This is a genomic window from Brevibacillus panacihumi, from assembly GCF_003710985.1.
GTDB classification, from domain to species: domain Bacteria; phylum Bacillota; class Bacilli; order Brevibacillales; family Brevibacillaceae; genus Brevibacillus; species Brevibacillus panacihumi.
The window spans coordinates 1-13,943 of record NZ_RHHT01000023.1; the positions used below are offsets into that span (position 1 = coordinate 1).

Consider the following 13,943-nt stretch of genomic DNA (forward strand, 5'->3'; position numbering starts at 1 on the left):
ATTTCTTACTTGCCAAAAACATGACCAATACCCACCCATGACAAGCAATACCCCGGATATGACCAAAACATGACCGGCATGCTTCGCCAAACGTGTGGTGGACCTGAATGTATCCAGATAGGCTTCTTGTTTGGTGAGGTCAGCCTCTCGCAATCTTTTCATCATGGGTAACAGAACAAAAAACGGGCCAATGGACATCATAGCGCTGAGAATATGTAGATAAAGAATCGTCTTATATAATAGAATGTTCACCTTATTTTTCCTTGTCCGGGCTAAATTCATGGACCCACACACGCATTTGCGGCAGCCAAGGCATCCCTGGATGAATTGATAAAATGGATTGCTTATATTCCTCTACATTTGAATATCCCTCTTGCTTGGCATGATCATCCGTTAATTCCCCGAGCGACTGTGAATAAACCTTGTCTATGACAAATTTATGGCCTTCGAGTGTCATGATTTCACCAACATCTGCGTAGCGTCCATTGCGCCGTGAAGCGGTTTTTTGTCCCGACAATACTTTCTCGATATCCGGCTTCACGGTAATTAAACGATCGATTGTACAGGTTTTTGGCGGTAAAGCGTCAGAATCCATTTGATTTTGCATACATGCCACCCTCCTTTTTCTTCTAAACCACTTTATCATAAGTCAAGCCATGAATGCACAAGCACGACAAAGCTGCCGTGGTGATGCCAGGCAGGCAGCTTTGTTACGCTAACAGGCAGTAAGGCATCACAGCAATCTAAAAGAAATCTTGCTGCTGCAATCATGCTACTATCGCTTTAGGAAAATTAGTATAAGGAATTCGGATGCTGTTTTGTTTTCGATGGCTAAAATTCTCACCGATTATTACCAGGAGGGAGTAGTACGCAATGAACCAGGAGGTCACAACCTTTATTGAAAGCCTTAATCAGCCGTGGCAGATTGAAGTTTCTAATCAACTCCGCCAGATTATCCATGTATCCATTCCTGAAGTAGAAGAACGAATCCAATACAAAAAGCCACATTTCTTAAAAAATGGACATTACGCCGCGGTAATTTCTCCTTCCAAGGACGCCATTTCATTTATGATCATGAATGCTACTGGTCTGGAAGTGCCTAAAGGATTTGAAGGCCCTGCTGAACGGAAATGGCTCAAAATTCGTGAAGGCGATTTACCCGATTACAATATGTTGGCTGAGCTTTTGACTAAAGCATCCAGTTCTCTTTAACAAAGTGAATCAGAAATGGTGAGTAAAAAACATTAAAGCTGTACTCTAAGAGTAGAGGAGATATGTCCTTTACTCTTTTTTATAAAAATACAGGGTGAAACATTAGGGTTAGCATCGTTACTGCTTTCGGTTTCCTTAATGTAAAATGGGAAAAGGAATGACGATATCACAGGAAGCTTATCAGGAAGTTGAGAAATGGACAAACAGAATCAAATAGAGAAGGGAGATTACATCATGTCCGATGAGATCACAGTGCAACCAGTCGCCTGGCCACCTGCTCCGATCAAGACCGAGCGGCTCGTGCTCCGCCAGTCCGAGGCCCGGGACCGTGCGGCGCTGATCGACCTGTTCTCCTCACCAGAGGTGGGCACCTACGTCGGCGGCTCCCGACCGCGTGACGAGCTCGAGCGCGCGCTGCCCGAGGTGCCCGGGCAGCGCTTCGGCTTCTTCGTGGTCGAGCTCAACGGAACAACGATCGGCATAATCACGCTCGATCGGCGCGCCCCGGAGCGTAAGGGTCACATCCGTCCAGAGGGCGGGGAACCTGAGCTCGGCTACATGTTTTTGCCGCAGGCGTGGGGACAAGGGTACGCCACAGAGGCGTGCGCAGCGGCGCTCAACTGGTTCGCCGACCAGCATCCCGGTGAGCCGGTAGTGCTCTCCACCCAGACCGCCAACGAGGCCGCGATGCGCGTCGCGGCGAAGCTGGGGTTCACCGAGGTGGAGCGATTCGAGGACTACGGGGCCGAGCAATGGTTCGGCGTGTGGTACCCGGGCACGCCGTCCGATTGAGCTCATGCGCGACGGCTCGCCGAGGCCACCGATTGGCCGTCTGCCTCGGCGAGCTGCTTGTGCCAGTGCTTCCAGCCATTGCGATACAGAACAGTAGATCACCAGGAGGCTCAGCCTTGAAGAAAAAAGTCTTAGGTTCTGAACACGAATATGTAATTCGACATAAACCCTGTAGCGGCCCAACACAAGCCGTTACAGGGTTTTAATTTGTATGGTTATGTTTATTTCTTTCACCCTATATTGATGCTATTGTATAAATAGTAAAACTATGGAAATATTTGGTGATAGTAGGGAGGGAACTTCCATGACGATATCGGTTATTCCGATCGAACGGTGCTTTGGGGTTGAGAGCGAAGACATCGTGCCTTCTTTTGACTTTCTGGAGATTGAGGACCCGACGTTTCGGCTGTTGCGCATGCAGTGCAGAGGGGACGTCCTCGCGCATCCGGAAATGGGAGTGCGAAATGCTAGCGAGTTGCATGCATATAAATGTAGGGAGGCGCTGAAATTGGCGAGAGCTCATCGGGCTGATATCTTCCTGACGCCCGAGTATGCGATTCCGCTTCCCTTGATTGACGAGATCATTTGTACGACAGAATTGCAGCCGCATCCGAATAAGCTGTGGTGTCTATGCTGCGAAGGCGTGCCCTGGGAGATATTCGAAGAGAAAATAAATGAGTGGTCGGATCGTGCCTACGTTGGCAAAAAGGCGCTGGAAGAGGCGTACAGGAAAAACTTTGCGGGGTTTCTTCTCTACCTGTTTCAATCCAAACGAGGAGACAAGCTTTGTATCGTGCCGCAGCTAAAGCTTCAACCAATGAGAGAAGACATCTTTGTTTGCGAGGGAGATGGGCTATCCAGAGGAAAACACGTCGTACTCTTTGGAGATCAGAAGCCGAACCAGCTGGTCTCGATTATTTGCGCGGATGCTTTTCACCCAGACTTGAAAGACTCAAGCAAGTTTTTTCCGGGGGGCAATGAGCGGAAATTGATCATCTTGCATCCGCAGATGAATCCCGCACCGCGAAACGGCGAATTGGCAAGCTTGCGGAACAATCTGTTCAGCCAGGAGTGGGGGAACTCGACGATCTATATTACCGCAAACTGGGCGGCAGGCAGCGCGATTTTCCCGGAACAGATGCCGGGGGCAAAACATGTGGTTCAAACGCCGTGGTCGAGTATCTATCGCCGGTTCCATAACTATGGCGGCGATGAGTGGGCCGAAAAGCTGCGCAGCGTTCGAAATGAGAATATCAAGCACGGGCTCGGCTTTGCATTCGAAGATTATAAGAAATACAAGGTGTGGTTCGCGCATAAGAATGAACATCTTCAGCTGCTTGTTGTCCGCAAGCCGTATGGGGGAGGTCCGGCCATCGTGAAACCCTCGGGTACGGTACAAGCCAGCAAGCTATACCTGCCCAATGAGAGAAACGATGGGTGGGAAGCTTCCACCCTGCATTTTCAAACTGCTTTGCCTGACGAATTAGCGCAAGAAGCCACAGGCGAGTTCGCTTTTCCCGTCCATGCCAGCGTCGAAGAGCGAGACAAATTTTTCGGACTTTGCCTGGGTCACTTGGAAAAAGGAGAGCTCGTCTTGTCTGGGAGTGAGCAATGCTCCCGGATTAGCTATCACATTGACGATGCCTGCGAGCCAGGGCGGGTGCGTCAAGCAGACAGGGTGGCGAATCTGATTCGCATTTTGAAAAGCGAAAGGACGCTGCCTGCTCAGCTCCGAAAGCTGCAGGGAGGGTATCAGTTTATGCTGGCAAAGGAGACTCCCTTTAACTTGATCCCCAAATCGGGGAATGAAAAAGGCGGGGCCCTCGTCAGCTATGTGGAGAGAGAAAGCGAAATGATAAAGACGGCAGAGGGGATTTGGCGGGAGATCCCATACGGCCGTCAATTGTTGGGAGATTCCATTTGCGTTTTTGCCAGGAAAGCCACGGGGGAACTCACGCATTACCCTCAAGTCAGCGAGGAATTTACCAGCCCCGACCGGGTAGAAAACAGGACGGATATCTCACATGGAGGTGTGTCGATTGAACAACCGTTTGATTAAGCTCATCCGCGCATGCGGTCTCAGCTTTGTCCGGAAGCATCATCTGTGCGGGGAAGTCTATGAAGCGACCCATAGATGGCAAGGGGTGACGCTGGGTAAGTACATATTGGTCCCGATGGCGCTGGATGACTTTCTGGGCGTTACGGCCAATCTCCAGGAATACGAGAGATTTGAAGAGCAAGTGTTGGCGCCGTTCTACTTTCGGCTGAAAGGGGACTGGAGCTGGAACCTTTATTTGTGTTTCATTCTGGAAGAGGATGACTTGAAGCAAGTCCCGATTGAGCGAATGGTGCGGGTGGAGCGGGGAAAACGCTACGGCAAGAAGCTGATCATAACCTGGTCCGATCTTGCCAAGCGGCTGCCGACAGCCAAGCTGCCGACTCGCATGGATGGGCAAGTAGCCGCAGACCCGCTCAAGGAGTGGGAACAGGCTTTGGCCCCTTTTGGTCTGGGGTTTTGTCTGCAGGATTACAGTGATGCCTCGATTGGTCATTACTTGGACGACACGATGGAATCGATTCCGCAGGAGTCTCACAAAGAAACGATGGAAGCCCCTCCTCAAAAGCCGACTGGCCCGATTCGAACGCTGCAATTTGGAGAAGCGTATCGCTCTCATTTTTTGTCGAGTGCGCCAGAATTGGAATTTGCCCAAGTCAATCTGTTGTCAGGTCCGAACGGGATGGGAAAAACCTCTGTGCTAGAGTGCATCGAGCTGGCATTTACCGGGGCGATTCAACGGAATCTGCTCTCCGATTCAGAAATAAGAGAATCATGGGATGGACGAATGACCTTTTCGGGAGACGAAAGGGTATTCGAGGGAGTGCCTTCCGAACAGGAAAAGAAAGAGCGCGAGATCGCATACTACAGGCAGAAGGTGGCGCCTAAAGCGCGAAGCCAGATCAATCGGATGTTTCATCAGTATAATTACTTTTCTTCCGAGGCAGTCCACCAATTTTGCTTTAACCACGACAGCCAAATCGATTACCGGACCGCTTTTGCCCGCGTGATTTACGGCGAGCAATTAGAGCGTGTCGAGAGACGATGGAAGCAGCATAGAGATGAAATGCAGAAAAGAGCCAATCGGATTCAGCGCACTCTGGCAAGCCTGGAAGCAAAGCTTGCCGAGCAGCAAGACGGGCAGGCGCTAGAAACCGAATTGATGAGAGCCAGAGCCGCAATGAAACGAAACGCGATCGCGAAATGGATGAAAAACTGCCATTATGCGTACCCGATATTGGAGGAGGATGCGACTCTGTCCGAGGTCGAAACGTGGCTGCAGCATCTGGAGCCTCGCCTGACAGAGCTGGAGATCGTGAGTCGCCCCCTGATCCATCCGAATTTAGGGGAGATTCAAAGTGGCAGACAGCTAAAGTCGGCGATCGCCGCTAACCACGCGGAACTAACCGACTGCCAAAACAAAAAGAACGAAGTATTGGAACAGCTCAAAACGGTTTCGTCTGCTGAGAAATTGGTGGAGCAGCGGAATGCTTTGCGAATGCTCATATCGGATCACGAAAAAATACGCGATCAGTATCTTCAACTGGCCCAGCAGCTTCAAGGCAAGGTGGGGATATTTGATCAAAGCAGTTCCCGTGATCGCAGGAAATGGATCGAGCAGAGATTGGCCGAGCTTCAAGAAGAGTTGATGGAAATAGAGGCTGTCATTCGCCTTTACGGGGATGTAGCAGATGCAGCGACCGAGTATGCAGATGTAAACGAAGCGAGAAAACAGATGGACGAAGCGGAAACCCAATGGGGGGATGCGAGAAGGCATTACCAGGAGGCGATGGCGCGAACAAAGGCTCAGCAGGAGCGTTCCTCTTTCCTGCAAAGGCTTGCTTCGGAGATCAAAGTAGATGGCCGTCACTACTTGGAGGCAAATCCGGGTGAATCCCGCTGCCCCATGTGCGGGCATGATCATACGACCTCGGAAACGCTTTTGCAAGCCATTGAAAAGGGAATCCATGCTGACGACGAATGGCTTACCAAGCTTCTGGAAGAGGAAGAGCACAGCAAAATACGCTCGCAGGCACAGCATGAAGTCTATGAAGCCGCCAAAGAACGCTACCGTGTATTGATTCGATTCCAGGAACTGCACGCCTATTTGTTGGCACGCAAGAACCGCTTGATGATGGTTGAAATCCCGGAAGCCTTTGATCCCGCGCACTTGCAGCGTGTGCTGAAAACATGCACAGAACAACAAAAACAGAAAACAGCTGAGCGCCGCCAGTTTGAGCAGGAAGCGCAAGATTTGGACAGACGAGGGTTTACGTTAAAGCTGATGGCCGAGCTGGATGCTCTTCTGGAATCGCCGCAGCTCGAATCCGTCCGGACGGAGATGGGGACGGAGGCAACAGGACAACAGCTCGTACGAGGACTTGAGAAGCGGGCGAATTTGCACCAAAAGGAAATCGAGAAGGCCCTTGAAGAATCCGCAACGGTCGAGGAACTGATTCGACAAGCAGAGAATCACCACCAGGAGTTAAGAAAACGCATGGAAGAGCTGGAGAAGCTGGAGAGAGAGCTTTCCAGCGCCAGGCAGCATCTGGTTGCGGCTGAACAGGCATATGAGCGATTGCACGAGCATAATGTTCACATCAGTGTGGAGCATTCCTGGCGAGATTGGCGCTCCTACCTGGAGCAATTGATCGCGGAGTGTTCGAGCTTGACGGAAATCCTCAAACCGCGCCTGTTGCTGGAGCAAAGAGAAAGTGTAGCTTTAGAACTGATGCAGCAGATCCAAACCGAAACGGAACGGTTGCGCCGCTGCGACCAAGCACTGAGAGTGCTTTCCGGGCTGAAGCAGCTTGCAGAGTACGGAGATGAATTCGTCCGAAGCAACTTCGAGGCGATCAGCCAGCTATTCGTGGCGCTGCATGCACCGAATGAGTTCGAGGCGCTTCAATGGAACGAGAACAATCAAATCGTCGCCAAGCGAAAAGGAAATAGTGTAAGCTGCACCATCAACCAGATGAGCACCGGTCAGCGGACGGCTGTGATCCTCGCCGTGTTTTTCGTGATGCACCTGGTCATGGATACAGCACCGAGGATTTTGATGCTGGATGAACCGGTTGCCAATATGGACGAGTTGAATGTGCTTGGATTGCTGGACTTCTTGCGGCAGATCACGATTACGCACGGAACCCAAATATTTTTCACAACGGCCAATCCGCAGGTTGCTACGCTGTTTCGGCGGAAATTCAGCTTTTTACAGGAGCGCTTCCAGTCCTATCACCTGCAGCGTTATCCGGAAGGACCGATTCGCATCCAGGTTCAGTCTTTTGTACCCGACCAAGAACGTGCGGTGCGTGTCCTGCAGCTATAGGCCGGGCAGCAGGCGACTTGCTAGACAAAGGGGAACGCAGCCTTGAGAAAAAGAATAAGGGCATTTTTTTCGACACATGCATGGAAGTATTCGTTTGTGATGAAACGTTTCCTTGTACATTGGATCGCGATGTTTTCGGTCATATGGACGTTTATCGAATTTGCCGGATTTTTTTTCGAAAGGGACGGCTCCCCTGTAAAACCGCCTGTTTGGGCCGCTCTGCTCATCGGGATCGCCTTGGCGCTGTGGATGAGCCGTCCGAGACTTACCCGAACCGTAAAGCTGCAGGACAAAGACATTACGCTGCAAATTACCGTTCATGACGTCTTCCGTGTCGGCGGCGGTGCGGTAATCGTCCCGTCCAATGTCCTGTTTAAACACGATCATCTGGATGAAGGAGCCGTACAGGCACAGCTGCGGAACCAGTTTTACGAGAATCCGGCCGCTTTTGAACGGGTGTTGGAGGACGCGCTCAAGCATGAGCCAAGTGAAATGATTACTTTGCAAGGGAATCAAGTAAGGAAATATCCTATCGGCACAGCTGCACGTCTTGAACTTAATTCGGCTAAAGTGAAGGGTGCCTATATTGTTGCAACGGCTGAACTTAATGAGTATGGCAGGGCAATACCGAATCGTGAGCAATTTAGGACAGCGTTGAATAGCTTGTGGGACTATATCGGTAAGCGAGGCAGAAAAGAACATTTGATCATCCCTGTAATCGGTAGCGGAAGAAACCGTTTGAACGTGAACCGTTATGAGCTGATCCACGATATCGTAAATACGTTTATGCTTGCTGTAGAATGCTGCAAATTCAGTGAGAAGCTGACCATCGTTATTCATCCCGATGCTTTTATGCGAAATCGGTATGATTTAGAAGAGATGGAAGAGTATTTGCGTTATGTTAGCAAGTTTGAGGTGTAAAGCATTCGATAGGTGGATTTTGTGCCTGAAGATAACTTTCAATACTTGGAGATGGTCTGTTAATTGAGTTACCTGTGCCGGGGTAGCTCTTTTTCGTTTACACCTATGCCAATTCATTCATAGTATAATAACATAGCTTCACACGCACCAATTATTGGGAAACGAGGAGGATTCTTATGAATGTACCAGGGAATCGACTTATGATTACCATTTATGATTGGTTTGGCTATGAATTGCCGATAAAAGAACGTTATCAGTTAATAAAAGAAGCCGGATTTGATGGCGTTTTAATGTGGTGGAGTGAAGACTTTAATCGGAATGACGATTACCGCAACGGGCCGCAATCTGCGCGAGAAGTGGGTCTTTTTATAGAAAATATCCACACGCCTGTCAAAAACCAAAACAACCTCTGGCTTGACAATCTGGACGGTGAAGCCTTAACCGATTGTTATTTGCAATGTGTTGCAGATTGCGCCGAGTTTGAGATTCCGACAATGGTGGTGCACCTGCCTAATGATTCCAAACCATATAACGCACTGGGACTGGATAGAATCAAGAGAATCACCGAAAAAGCTGAACAGCTTGGGGTCAATGTTGCACTGGAGAATTTGCGGAACCTTACCAATTTGGCATACGTCCTGGAGCAAGTGGATTCCCTGCGTATCGGATTCTGTTATGACTGCGGGCATCACTACCGCTACTATCCAAGCGATGATTTATTATCCATGTTCGGGTCCCAGTTGATGGCACTACATTTACATGATAATAATGGGAGTCATGCCCAACACGGGTTACCTTTTGACGGTACGATTGATTGGTCAACAACTATGAAAAAAATTGCGGAAACGAATTATTCAGGTGCGACTGCAATAGAGGCCATGAATTGGGATTATGAGAATTTATCGGCTAAAGAGTTTTTACATAAAGCGTTTGAACGAGCAAAAAGGCTGGAAGCATTACGCTAACGGAGTTTGATCGTGGAGTAAGAATTCCTGTTGGATTTTTCTTATTCGGCGTTTTGCTTTTAATAGTAGGGGCTAACGGTGAACAAATTGCAATAAGTTTTTCAAGACCTAGAAACACATGATTCAGTTTAGAGCCATGAATGACTTCACTCTATCGTTGATTCTAAAACTAATTTTCAAATATCTCGTGATAAAGAAGACCGGAACTCCTTGTGCCAGTAGGGGTTCCGGTCTAATACTTTATTTTCACTGAACAGGAAGAGCATCTTTTTTCTATCGTTTTGTAAAAAGTTCGAGAGGGGTAGCTTTCCCCCATCGTATATAGTAGTGAACGAACAAAAAGGAACGGCTGCGCAGCACCCTTTTTGCTAGGAGGTAACAGCATGCAAGATGATCAGGAGATCATTGCGAAGGTTCTTCAAGGAAACAAAGGAGCTTATGCTCTGATCGTCAACAAATACAAAGGAAAAGTCGCTTCTATTCTCCAAAAAAGCTTCCCGCATTCTTATGACATTGAGGACATCGTGCAGGAAGTGTTTATTAAAGCTAACTACAGCCTGCCAGACTACAAGCCCAACCATTCCTTCTCAGCCTGGCTGTATCGGATCGCCATTAATCGCGGGATTGATGAGTGGCGCAAGCGAAAACGGGCTCCTTTACTCGCAGAGATGGATGTAGAACTGAAAGACGATGGTCCTGCTCCAGAGGATGCCTATCTGGTGAAGGAACAACGCACTGGCCTCAGGCGGCAGATGATGGTCCTCGATATAGAGCATCGAACCGTTCTGGCCCTTCATTATCTTCAGCAGTTGAGCTACCAAGAGATCAGCAGCAAGCTGTCTTTGTCTGTAGATACGGTGCGAATGCGTCTGTCCCGCGCCAGAAAAAAGCTACGCGAGCAAGTTATCAAAACGGAGAAAAAAGGGGGGCACCCGCTTTGAAGTGCCTTACGCAAGAGCAACTGATCGCTTACATGGAAGATCGTTTATTAACAGTGAACAAACAGAAACTAGAAAGTCACCTCGATCACTGTAGCTTCTGCCAAAAACAGCTGGAGCAATGGATTGATCATTTGGAAGAAACAGTTGAAACCTCTTGGGAAAACTCCCTCTCAGAGGACCTGGACCAAAAAATTATTAGCACGCTCTCTCCGCATCCAGTGAGAGTTTTGAATCGTGCCAACCCTATGCCAACCACATCCTTGTGGAAGAAAAGGAGTATCACCATCATGAAAAGAGTGACTTTTGCTGCCGCCGCCTTAACAGTCGTAGTCTCTTCGGGAATGCTCATTTCCCCGACCTTTGCCGGTTATGTAAATGCGGCTTTCACGAGCAGCCCAATCGATAGATCTGCTCCCGAAGCCTCTGAGAGTAAGGATATACGGCAAATGGCTTACGACATCGGCATTCGCAAAGCTGCCCAAAATGGATTTGCGCAACCAGTTAATAAAAGCACGACCGATCAAGGAATCACACTCGAAATAAAAGAGGTTGTGGCTGACCCTCTGCGAATTAGCATACTGGCTTCCGTAAGAGATGAAAACGGCAAGCCACTCGAAATCTTTTGGCAGGATATGTTTGCAAGGACAGACGAAGAACCCATTTTTACAATCAAGGACCAAAAGGGGAACATTCTCCTGCCTGCACCCCCTTCTGACACAAGAAAAGAATCAATCCGTAATCCCAATGAAGAGTGGGATAGTGCAAGAAATACGGCCGGCTTTCTGTTCTTGAGCCGGGAGCTACGAAGCTATTTTGATGATCTAAGCAAGATTCCAGACGAGCTGCTTGTAGAATTTGATATCAAAAAAATAGGTGATACAAAAGGTAACTGGAAGCTGTCAGTGCCTGTCGACATGAAAAAGGCAAAAGCCGCTACAAAAACACACGAAATCAATAAGTCCTACACCACCCCGCAAGGACTCAAGCTAGATGTGAAACAGATCACGTTTGCACCGAGTGGAGTGGAAATGGTCATCGATCGAAGCAATGCAGAGGACAAACGGAGAAAGGACTACAGCTATGAGCTTGTAGATGATCGAGGTACTGTTCTTGGAGCATGGGATTCTAAGGAAATAATGAGGAGAGCCAACAAACAAAAAAATGTGATCGATAGTTTGAATTGGCGCCATTCTTTGCCACTGGAGAACGGGTCCAGAGATTTTCATTACTTCCAGCTCATTGATCCAAGTACAGCTATTTCCTTCAAGCTTGGTTCTGTATATACCGAAGAATCGGCGGCATTCCGTGCAACACTTGACCTTGATAGCATAGAAAAAGCACCGGTTACAGCAGAAGATCAAGGTGATCGCTTTACCTTTAAAAAGTATGAGAAAGATGCGAATAGAGTAGTTGATGTCGAAGGTTTTGATGATGGTGCCTACAGCTTTAACGCTGATGGAACCGCTACAAAGCTGGAAGGGTACCAACTTGCCTTTGAAGGAACGCTTGGGGAAGAGGCCGCGGCCATGTTCCCATTTAGTGCCTATTGGTCCATCACGGACGAAAACGGCAAAAAGTACGACGACGTACAGTATTTTATCGATCGAACCGACTATAAAAATGGACGGGCGCAATTGACCGGCTCGCTGTTCGTGCTAAACATCGAGCCGTTTCCAAAGCAACTGACCATCACCGCTACGAAAAGGATGGTTGAGCATCGCAATGTAGACTGGGAAGTACCCATTTTCTCAGAAAAATAGGAGACTTTAACCAGTAGTGCTGCTTTCTGCAGATGGCTGGCGGTACCCTTTTATAAGAGATGGGGCTTGTCCATGTGATGTAACAAGTCCCTCGTACGGCCAACTAGTCGCAGATTGGTCAAAGGTTCAGAGATAATCATGTTTAAAGTTGTAGACTGGATAATAAAGTATTAGACTGAAGATAACTTCTAATACTTGGAATGGGTGCTTTCAGATAGTCCCATCGCGGAGCTGCAACTTAGAAATGGTCTGTTTATTGAGTTACCTGTGCGAGGGTAGCTCTTTTTCGTTTACAAAGGAGTGTATGGCATAATGAAAGGCATTTCAAAAGAGGAACATCACTTAATCGATGAGCTATATAAAAAAACCACGTTCTTCGATGTTCTTTTTAAAAATATAGATGAACGTAAAATAGAAATCTTACAGACGTTGGCTAATTCTGAAAGTATATTTACACTGACGTTTTTATTACCGCTTGCTTTAGATAAGACTCAAACCATACGCAAGAAAGCGCGTGATGCTATACACCAAATTATCTCCAACCATCGGAAGCAAGACTTGATTGGCCTGGATCAATATATGCGGAGGCTGACTCCTGACCACTACGGTGACAAATTGGCGGCATGGCATAAATTATTACCTGAGAGCATCAAGGCTCATCCAATAAGAGATGAATCTGATGTAAGTTTTATTGGAATTTGCAGCTTCCATCGCAATGGGTATGTAAGAGAAGCGGCTATTGAAGTGTTGTCAAAACAGGCTTCAGGAGCAGATATTCCCTTTTTGTTTCTTCGCTTGAACGATTGGCAGCCCAAAATCCGTTTCCTGGCTTTCAAGGCTATTAAGCAGAAATTACATTCAGACTATGTAAAATACTACCTTGAAGCAATATATCTGATCAAACATCTGTCGGATTACTACACGCGAGAAAAGTTCTCTGACTTAGTAGATGAAATCTATGAGGTATTTCGTCATCCCCAAAATCGGGATGTGCTGCTAAGCGGTTTTCACTCAAAAGACCCGGCTGTTCGACGATTTTGTTTTGAAACGGCGATCAACCTTCCCGATATGGATCAAAAGTCAGTGATAGAAGAAGCGTTGTGTCAATCAGATGCCTTGATCAGGCTACAAATCGTGAAACATATTTGTAAAAGCTACTCAAACGTTTGTTTAAATCCTTGGTTAAAACGATTCAGGAGTGACGTTTTTCCTCCTATTCGGCAACTGGTATTACAAGCGTACATGGATCGTTTTCCAGAGCAGTCTACTGAAGAACTGCTTGCTGCTCTGTTGGACCGACATAAGACAATTCGCGAAATGGCCAGGTACTATCTAAAAGATCAGCTAATAAACTACCCTTCTTTTTACCGGGAAACACTCAAAGAGACAGATAAGGGACTGATACAGGTTGCGATTGTTGGATTGGGTGAAACTGGTGAAAAAGCTGATGCACAGTGGGTCACTCCGTTTTTATGTCATGTAAATGCTCAGTTACATAGAGCGGCAGTGAAAGCACTAGGAACGCTTAATCCGGAAGATAACACCGAGGTCTTTATCGATTCATTGCAATCTGACAAGCGAAGCGTGTCTCGTGAAGCGAGACAAATTTTAGCGGGCATGATTGACCTGCACCAGGCCGAATTGCTTTGGAGGATATTTGAAAATGATGAAAGGGCTCATGTGAAGAAACACATTCTCTTTTTATTTTCGAAGCTAAGCAAAGCCAACAGCATTCTATTCTTGTTACGATCGTGTGCTACGGAGGAAGAAGAAATCCGTGATACAGCGATACGGCATATCGAACATTGGACTAGTGGATACAACACGAGATTTTATGTCCCAATGAGCGATGAAAAACGAAAAGAAATCAAAGAAATTTTTGATAAGGTTCGGGTGTTCCTGCCGGGGTATATAGCTGAGGAGTTTGAGTTTCTAACCTCAAGACGATTTACTGAATAAGTTTGATGA

The 13,943-nt window shown here is 47.6% G+C and carries 10 protein-coding genes and 1 pseudogene; 9 read left to right on the forward strand and 2 right to left on the reverse strand.

Features of this window, described 5'->3' with window-relative positions; genetic code table 11:
- Positions 1–201: pseudogene (locus EDM58_RS26010) on the reverse strand (hypothetical protein); the annotation flags it as partial.
- 52 nt (positions 202–253) lie between these two features.
- On the reverse strand, positions 254–607 hold the full coding sequence (locus EDM58_RS10625) for an ASCH domain-containing protein (RefSeq protein WP_122913312.1): 354 nt from the start codon (positions 605–607) through the stop codon (positions 254–256).
- A gap of 266 nt (positions 608–873) precedes the next feature.
- On the opposite strand from EDM58_RS10625, the gene EDM58_RS10630 reads away from it, so the two are divergent.
- The 9 genes from EDM58_RS10630 (at position 874) to EDM58_RS10670 (ending at position 13,934) form a co-directional block, all read left to right on the forward strand.
- Positions 874–1,212 carry a DUF1801 domain-containing protein gene (locus tag EDM58_RS10630; protein ID WP_122913313.1) on the forward strand — a complete coding sequence of 113 codons (339 nt, stop codon included), beginning with the start codon at positions 874–876 and terminating at the stop codon, positions 1,210–1,212.
- Positions 1,213–1,407: 195 nt separating this feature from the next.
- Complete coding sequence (locus tag EDM58_RS10635) at positions 1,408–2,004, forward strand: GNAT family N-acetyltransferase (RefSeq protein ID WP_246000650.1); 597 nt, start codon at positions 1,408–1,410, stop codon at positions 2,002–2,004.
- Between the two features lie 304 nt (positions 2,005–2,308).
- Positions 2,309–4,063, forward strand: coding sequence for a hypothetical protein (locus EDM58_RS10640; protein ID WP_122913314.1), 1,755 nt, complete (start codon positions 2,309–2,311; stop codon positions 4,061–4,063).
- On the forward strand, positions 4,044–7,388 hold the full coding sequence (locus tag EDM58_RS10645) for an AAA family ATPase (RefSeq protein WP_122913315.1): 3,345 nt from the start codon (positions 4,044–4,046) through the stop codon (positions 7,386–7,388). The genes EDM58_RS10640 and EDM58_RS10645 overlap by 20 nt, the downstream gene beginning before the upstream one ends.
- Positions 7,389–7,487: 99 nt before the next feature.
- Positions 7,488–8,309: a macro domain-containing protein gene (locus EDM58_RS10650; protein ID WP_246000660.1), complete on the forward strand. Its 822-nt coding sequence runs from the start codon at positions 7,488–7,490 to the stop codon at positions 8,307–8,309.
- Between the two features lie 176 nt (positions 8,310–8,485).
- Positions 8,486–9,274 (forward strand): sugar phosphate isomerase/epimerase family protein, encoded by a 789-nt coding sequence (locus EDM58_RS10655; protein ID WP_221175407.1) that lies wholly within the window; start codon positions 8,486–8,488, stop codon positions 9,272–9,274.
- Between the two features lie 383 nt (positions 9,275–9,657).
- Positions 9,658–10,215 carry an RNA polymerase sigma factor gene (locus EDM58_RS10660; RefSeq protein WP_122913317.1) on the forward strand — a complete coding sequence of 186 codons (558 nt, stop codon included), beginning with the start codon at positions 9,658–9,660 and terminating at the stop codon, positions 10,213–10,215.
- Positions 10,212–11,975: a DUF4179 domain-containing protein gene (locus EDM58_RS10665; protein ID WP_122913318.1), complete on the forward strand. Its 1,764-nt coding sequence runs from the start codon at positions 10,212–10,214 to the stop codon at positions 11,973–11,975. The genes EDM58_RS10660 and EDM58_RS10665 overlap by 4 nt, the downstream gene beginning before the upstream one ends.
- A 312-nt stretch (positions 11,976–12,287) precedes the next feature.
- The gene (locus tag EDM58_RS10670; protein ID WP_122913319.1) at positions 12,288–13,934 is read left to right on the forward strand and encodes a HEAT repeat domain-containing protein; all 1,647 of its coding nucleotides are present in this window, start codon (positions 12,288–12,290) and stop codon (positions 13,932–13,934) included.
- The last annotated feature ends 9 nt before the right edge of the window (positions 13,935–13,943 follow it).

Excerpts from the sequence above, each read along its gene's own strand:
- EDM58_RS10625 (WP_122913312.1), bottom strand. The coding sequence starts at position 607 with ATGCAAAATCAAATGGATTCTGACGCTTTACCGCCAAAAACCTGTACA.
- EDM58_RS10630 (WP_122913313.1), top strand. The coding sequence starts at position 874 with ATGAACCAGGAGGTCACAACCTTTATTGAAAGCCTTAATCAGCCGTGG.
- EDM58_RS10635 (WP_246000650.1), top strand. The coding sequence starts at position 1,408 with ATGGACAAACAGAATCAAATAGAGAAGGGAGATTACATCATGTCCGAT.
- EDM58_RS10640 (WP_122913314.1), top strand. The coding sequence starts at position 2,309 with ATGACGATATCGGTTATTCCGATCGAACGGTGCTTTGGGGTTGAGAGC.
- EDM58_RS10650 (WP_246000660.1), top strand. The coding sequence starts at position 7,488 with ATGAAACGTTTCCTTGTACATTGGATCGCGATGTTTTCGGTCATATGG.
- EDM58_RS10655 (WP_221175407.1), top strand. The coding sequence starts at position 8,486 with ATGAATGTACCAGGGAATCGACTTATGATTACCATTTATGATTGGTTT.
- EDM58_RS10660 (WP_122913317.1), top strand. The coding sequence starts at position 9,658 with ATGCAAGATGATCAGGAGATCATTGCGAAGGTTCTTCAAGGAAACAAA.
- EDM58_RS10670 (WP_122913319.1), top strand. The coding sequence starts at position 12,288 with ATGAAAGGCATTTCAAAAGAGGAACATCACTTAATCGATGAGCTATAT.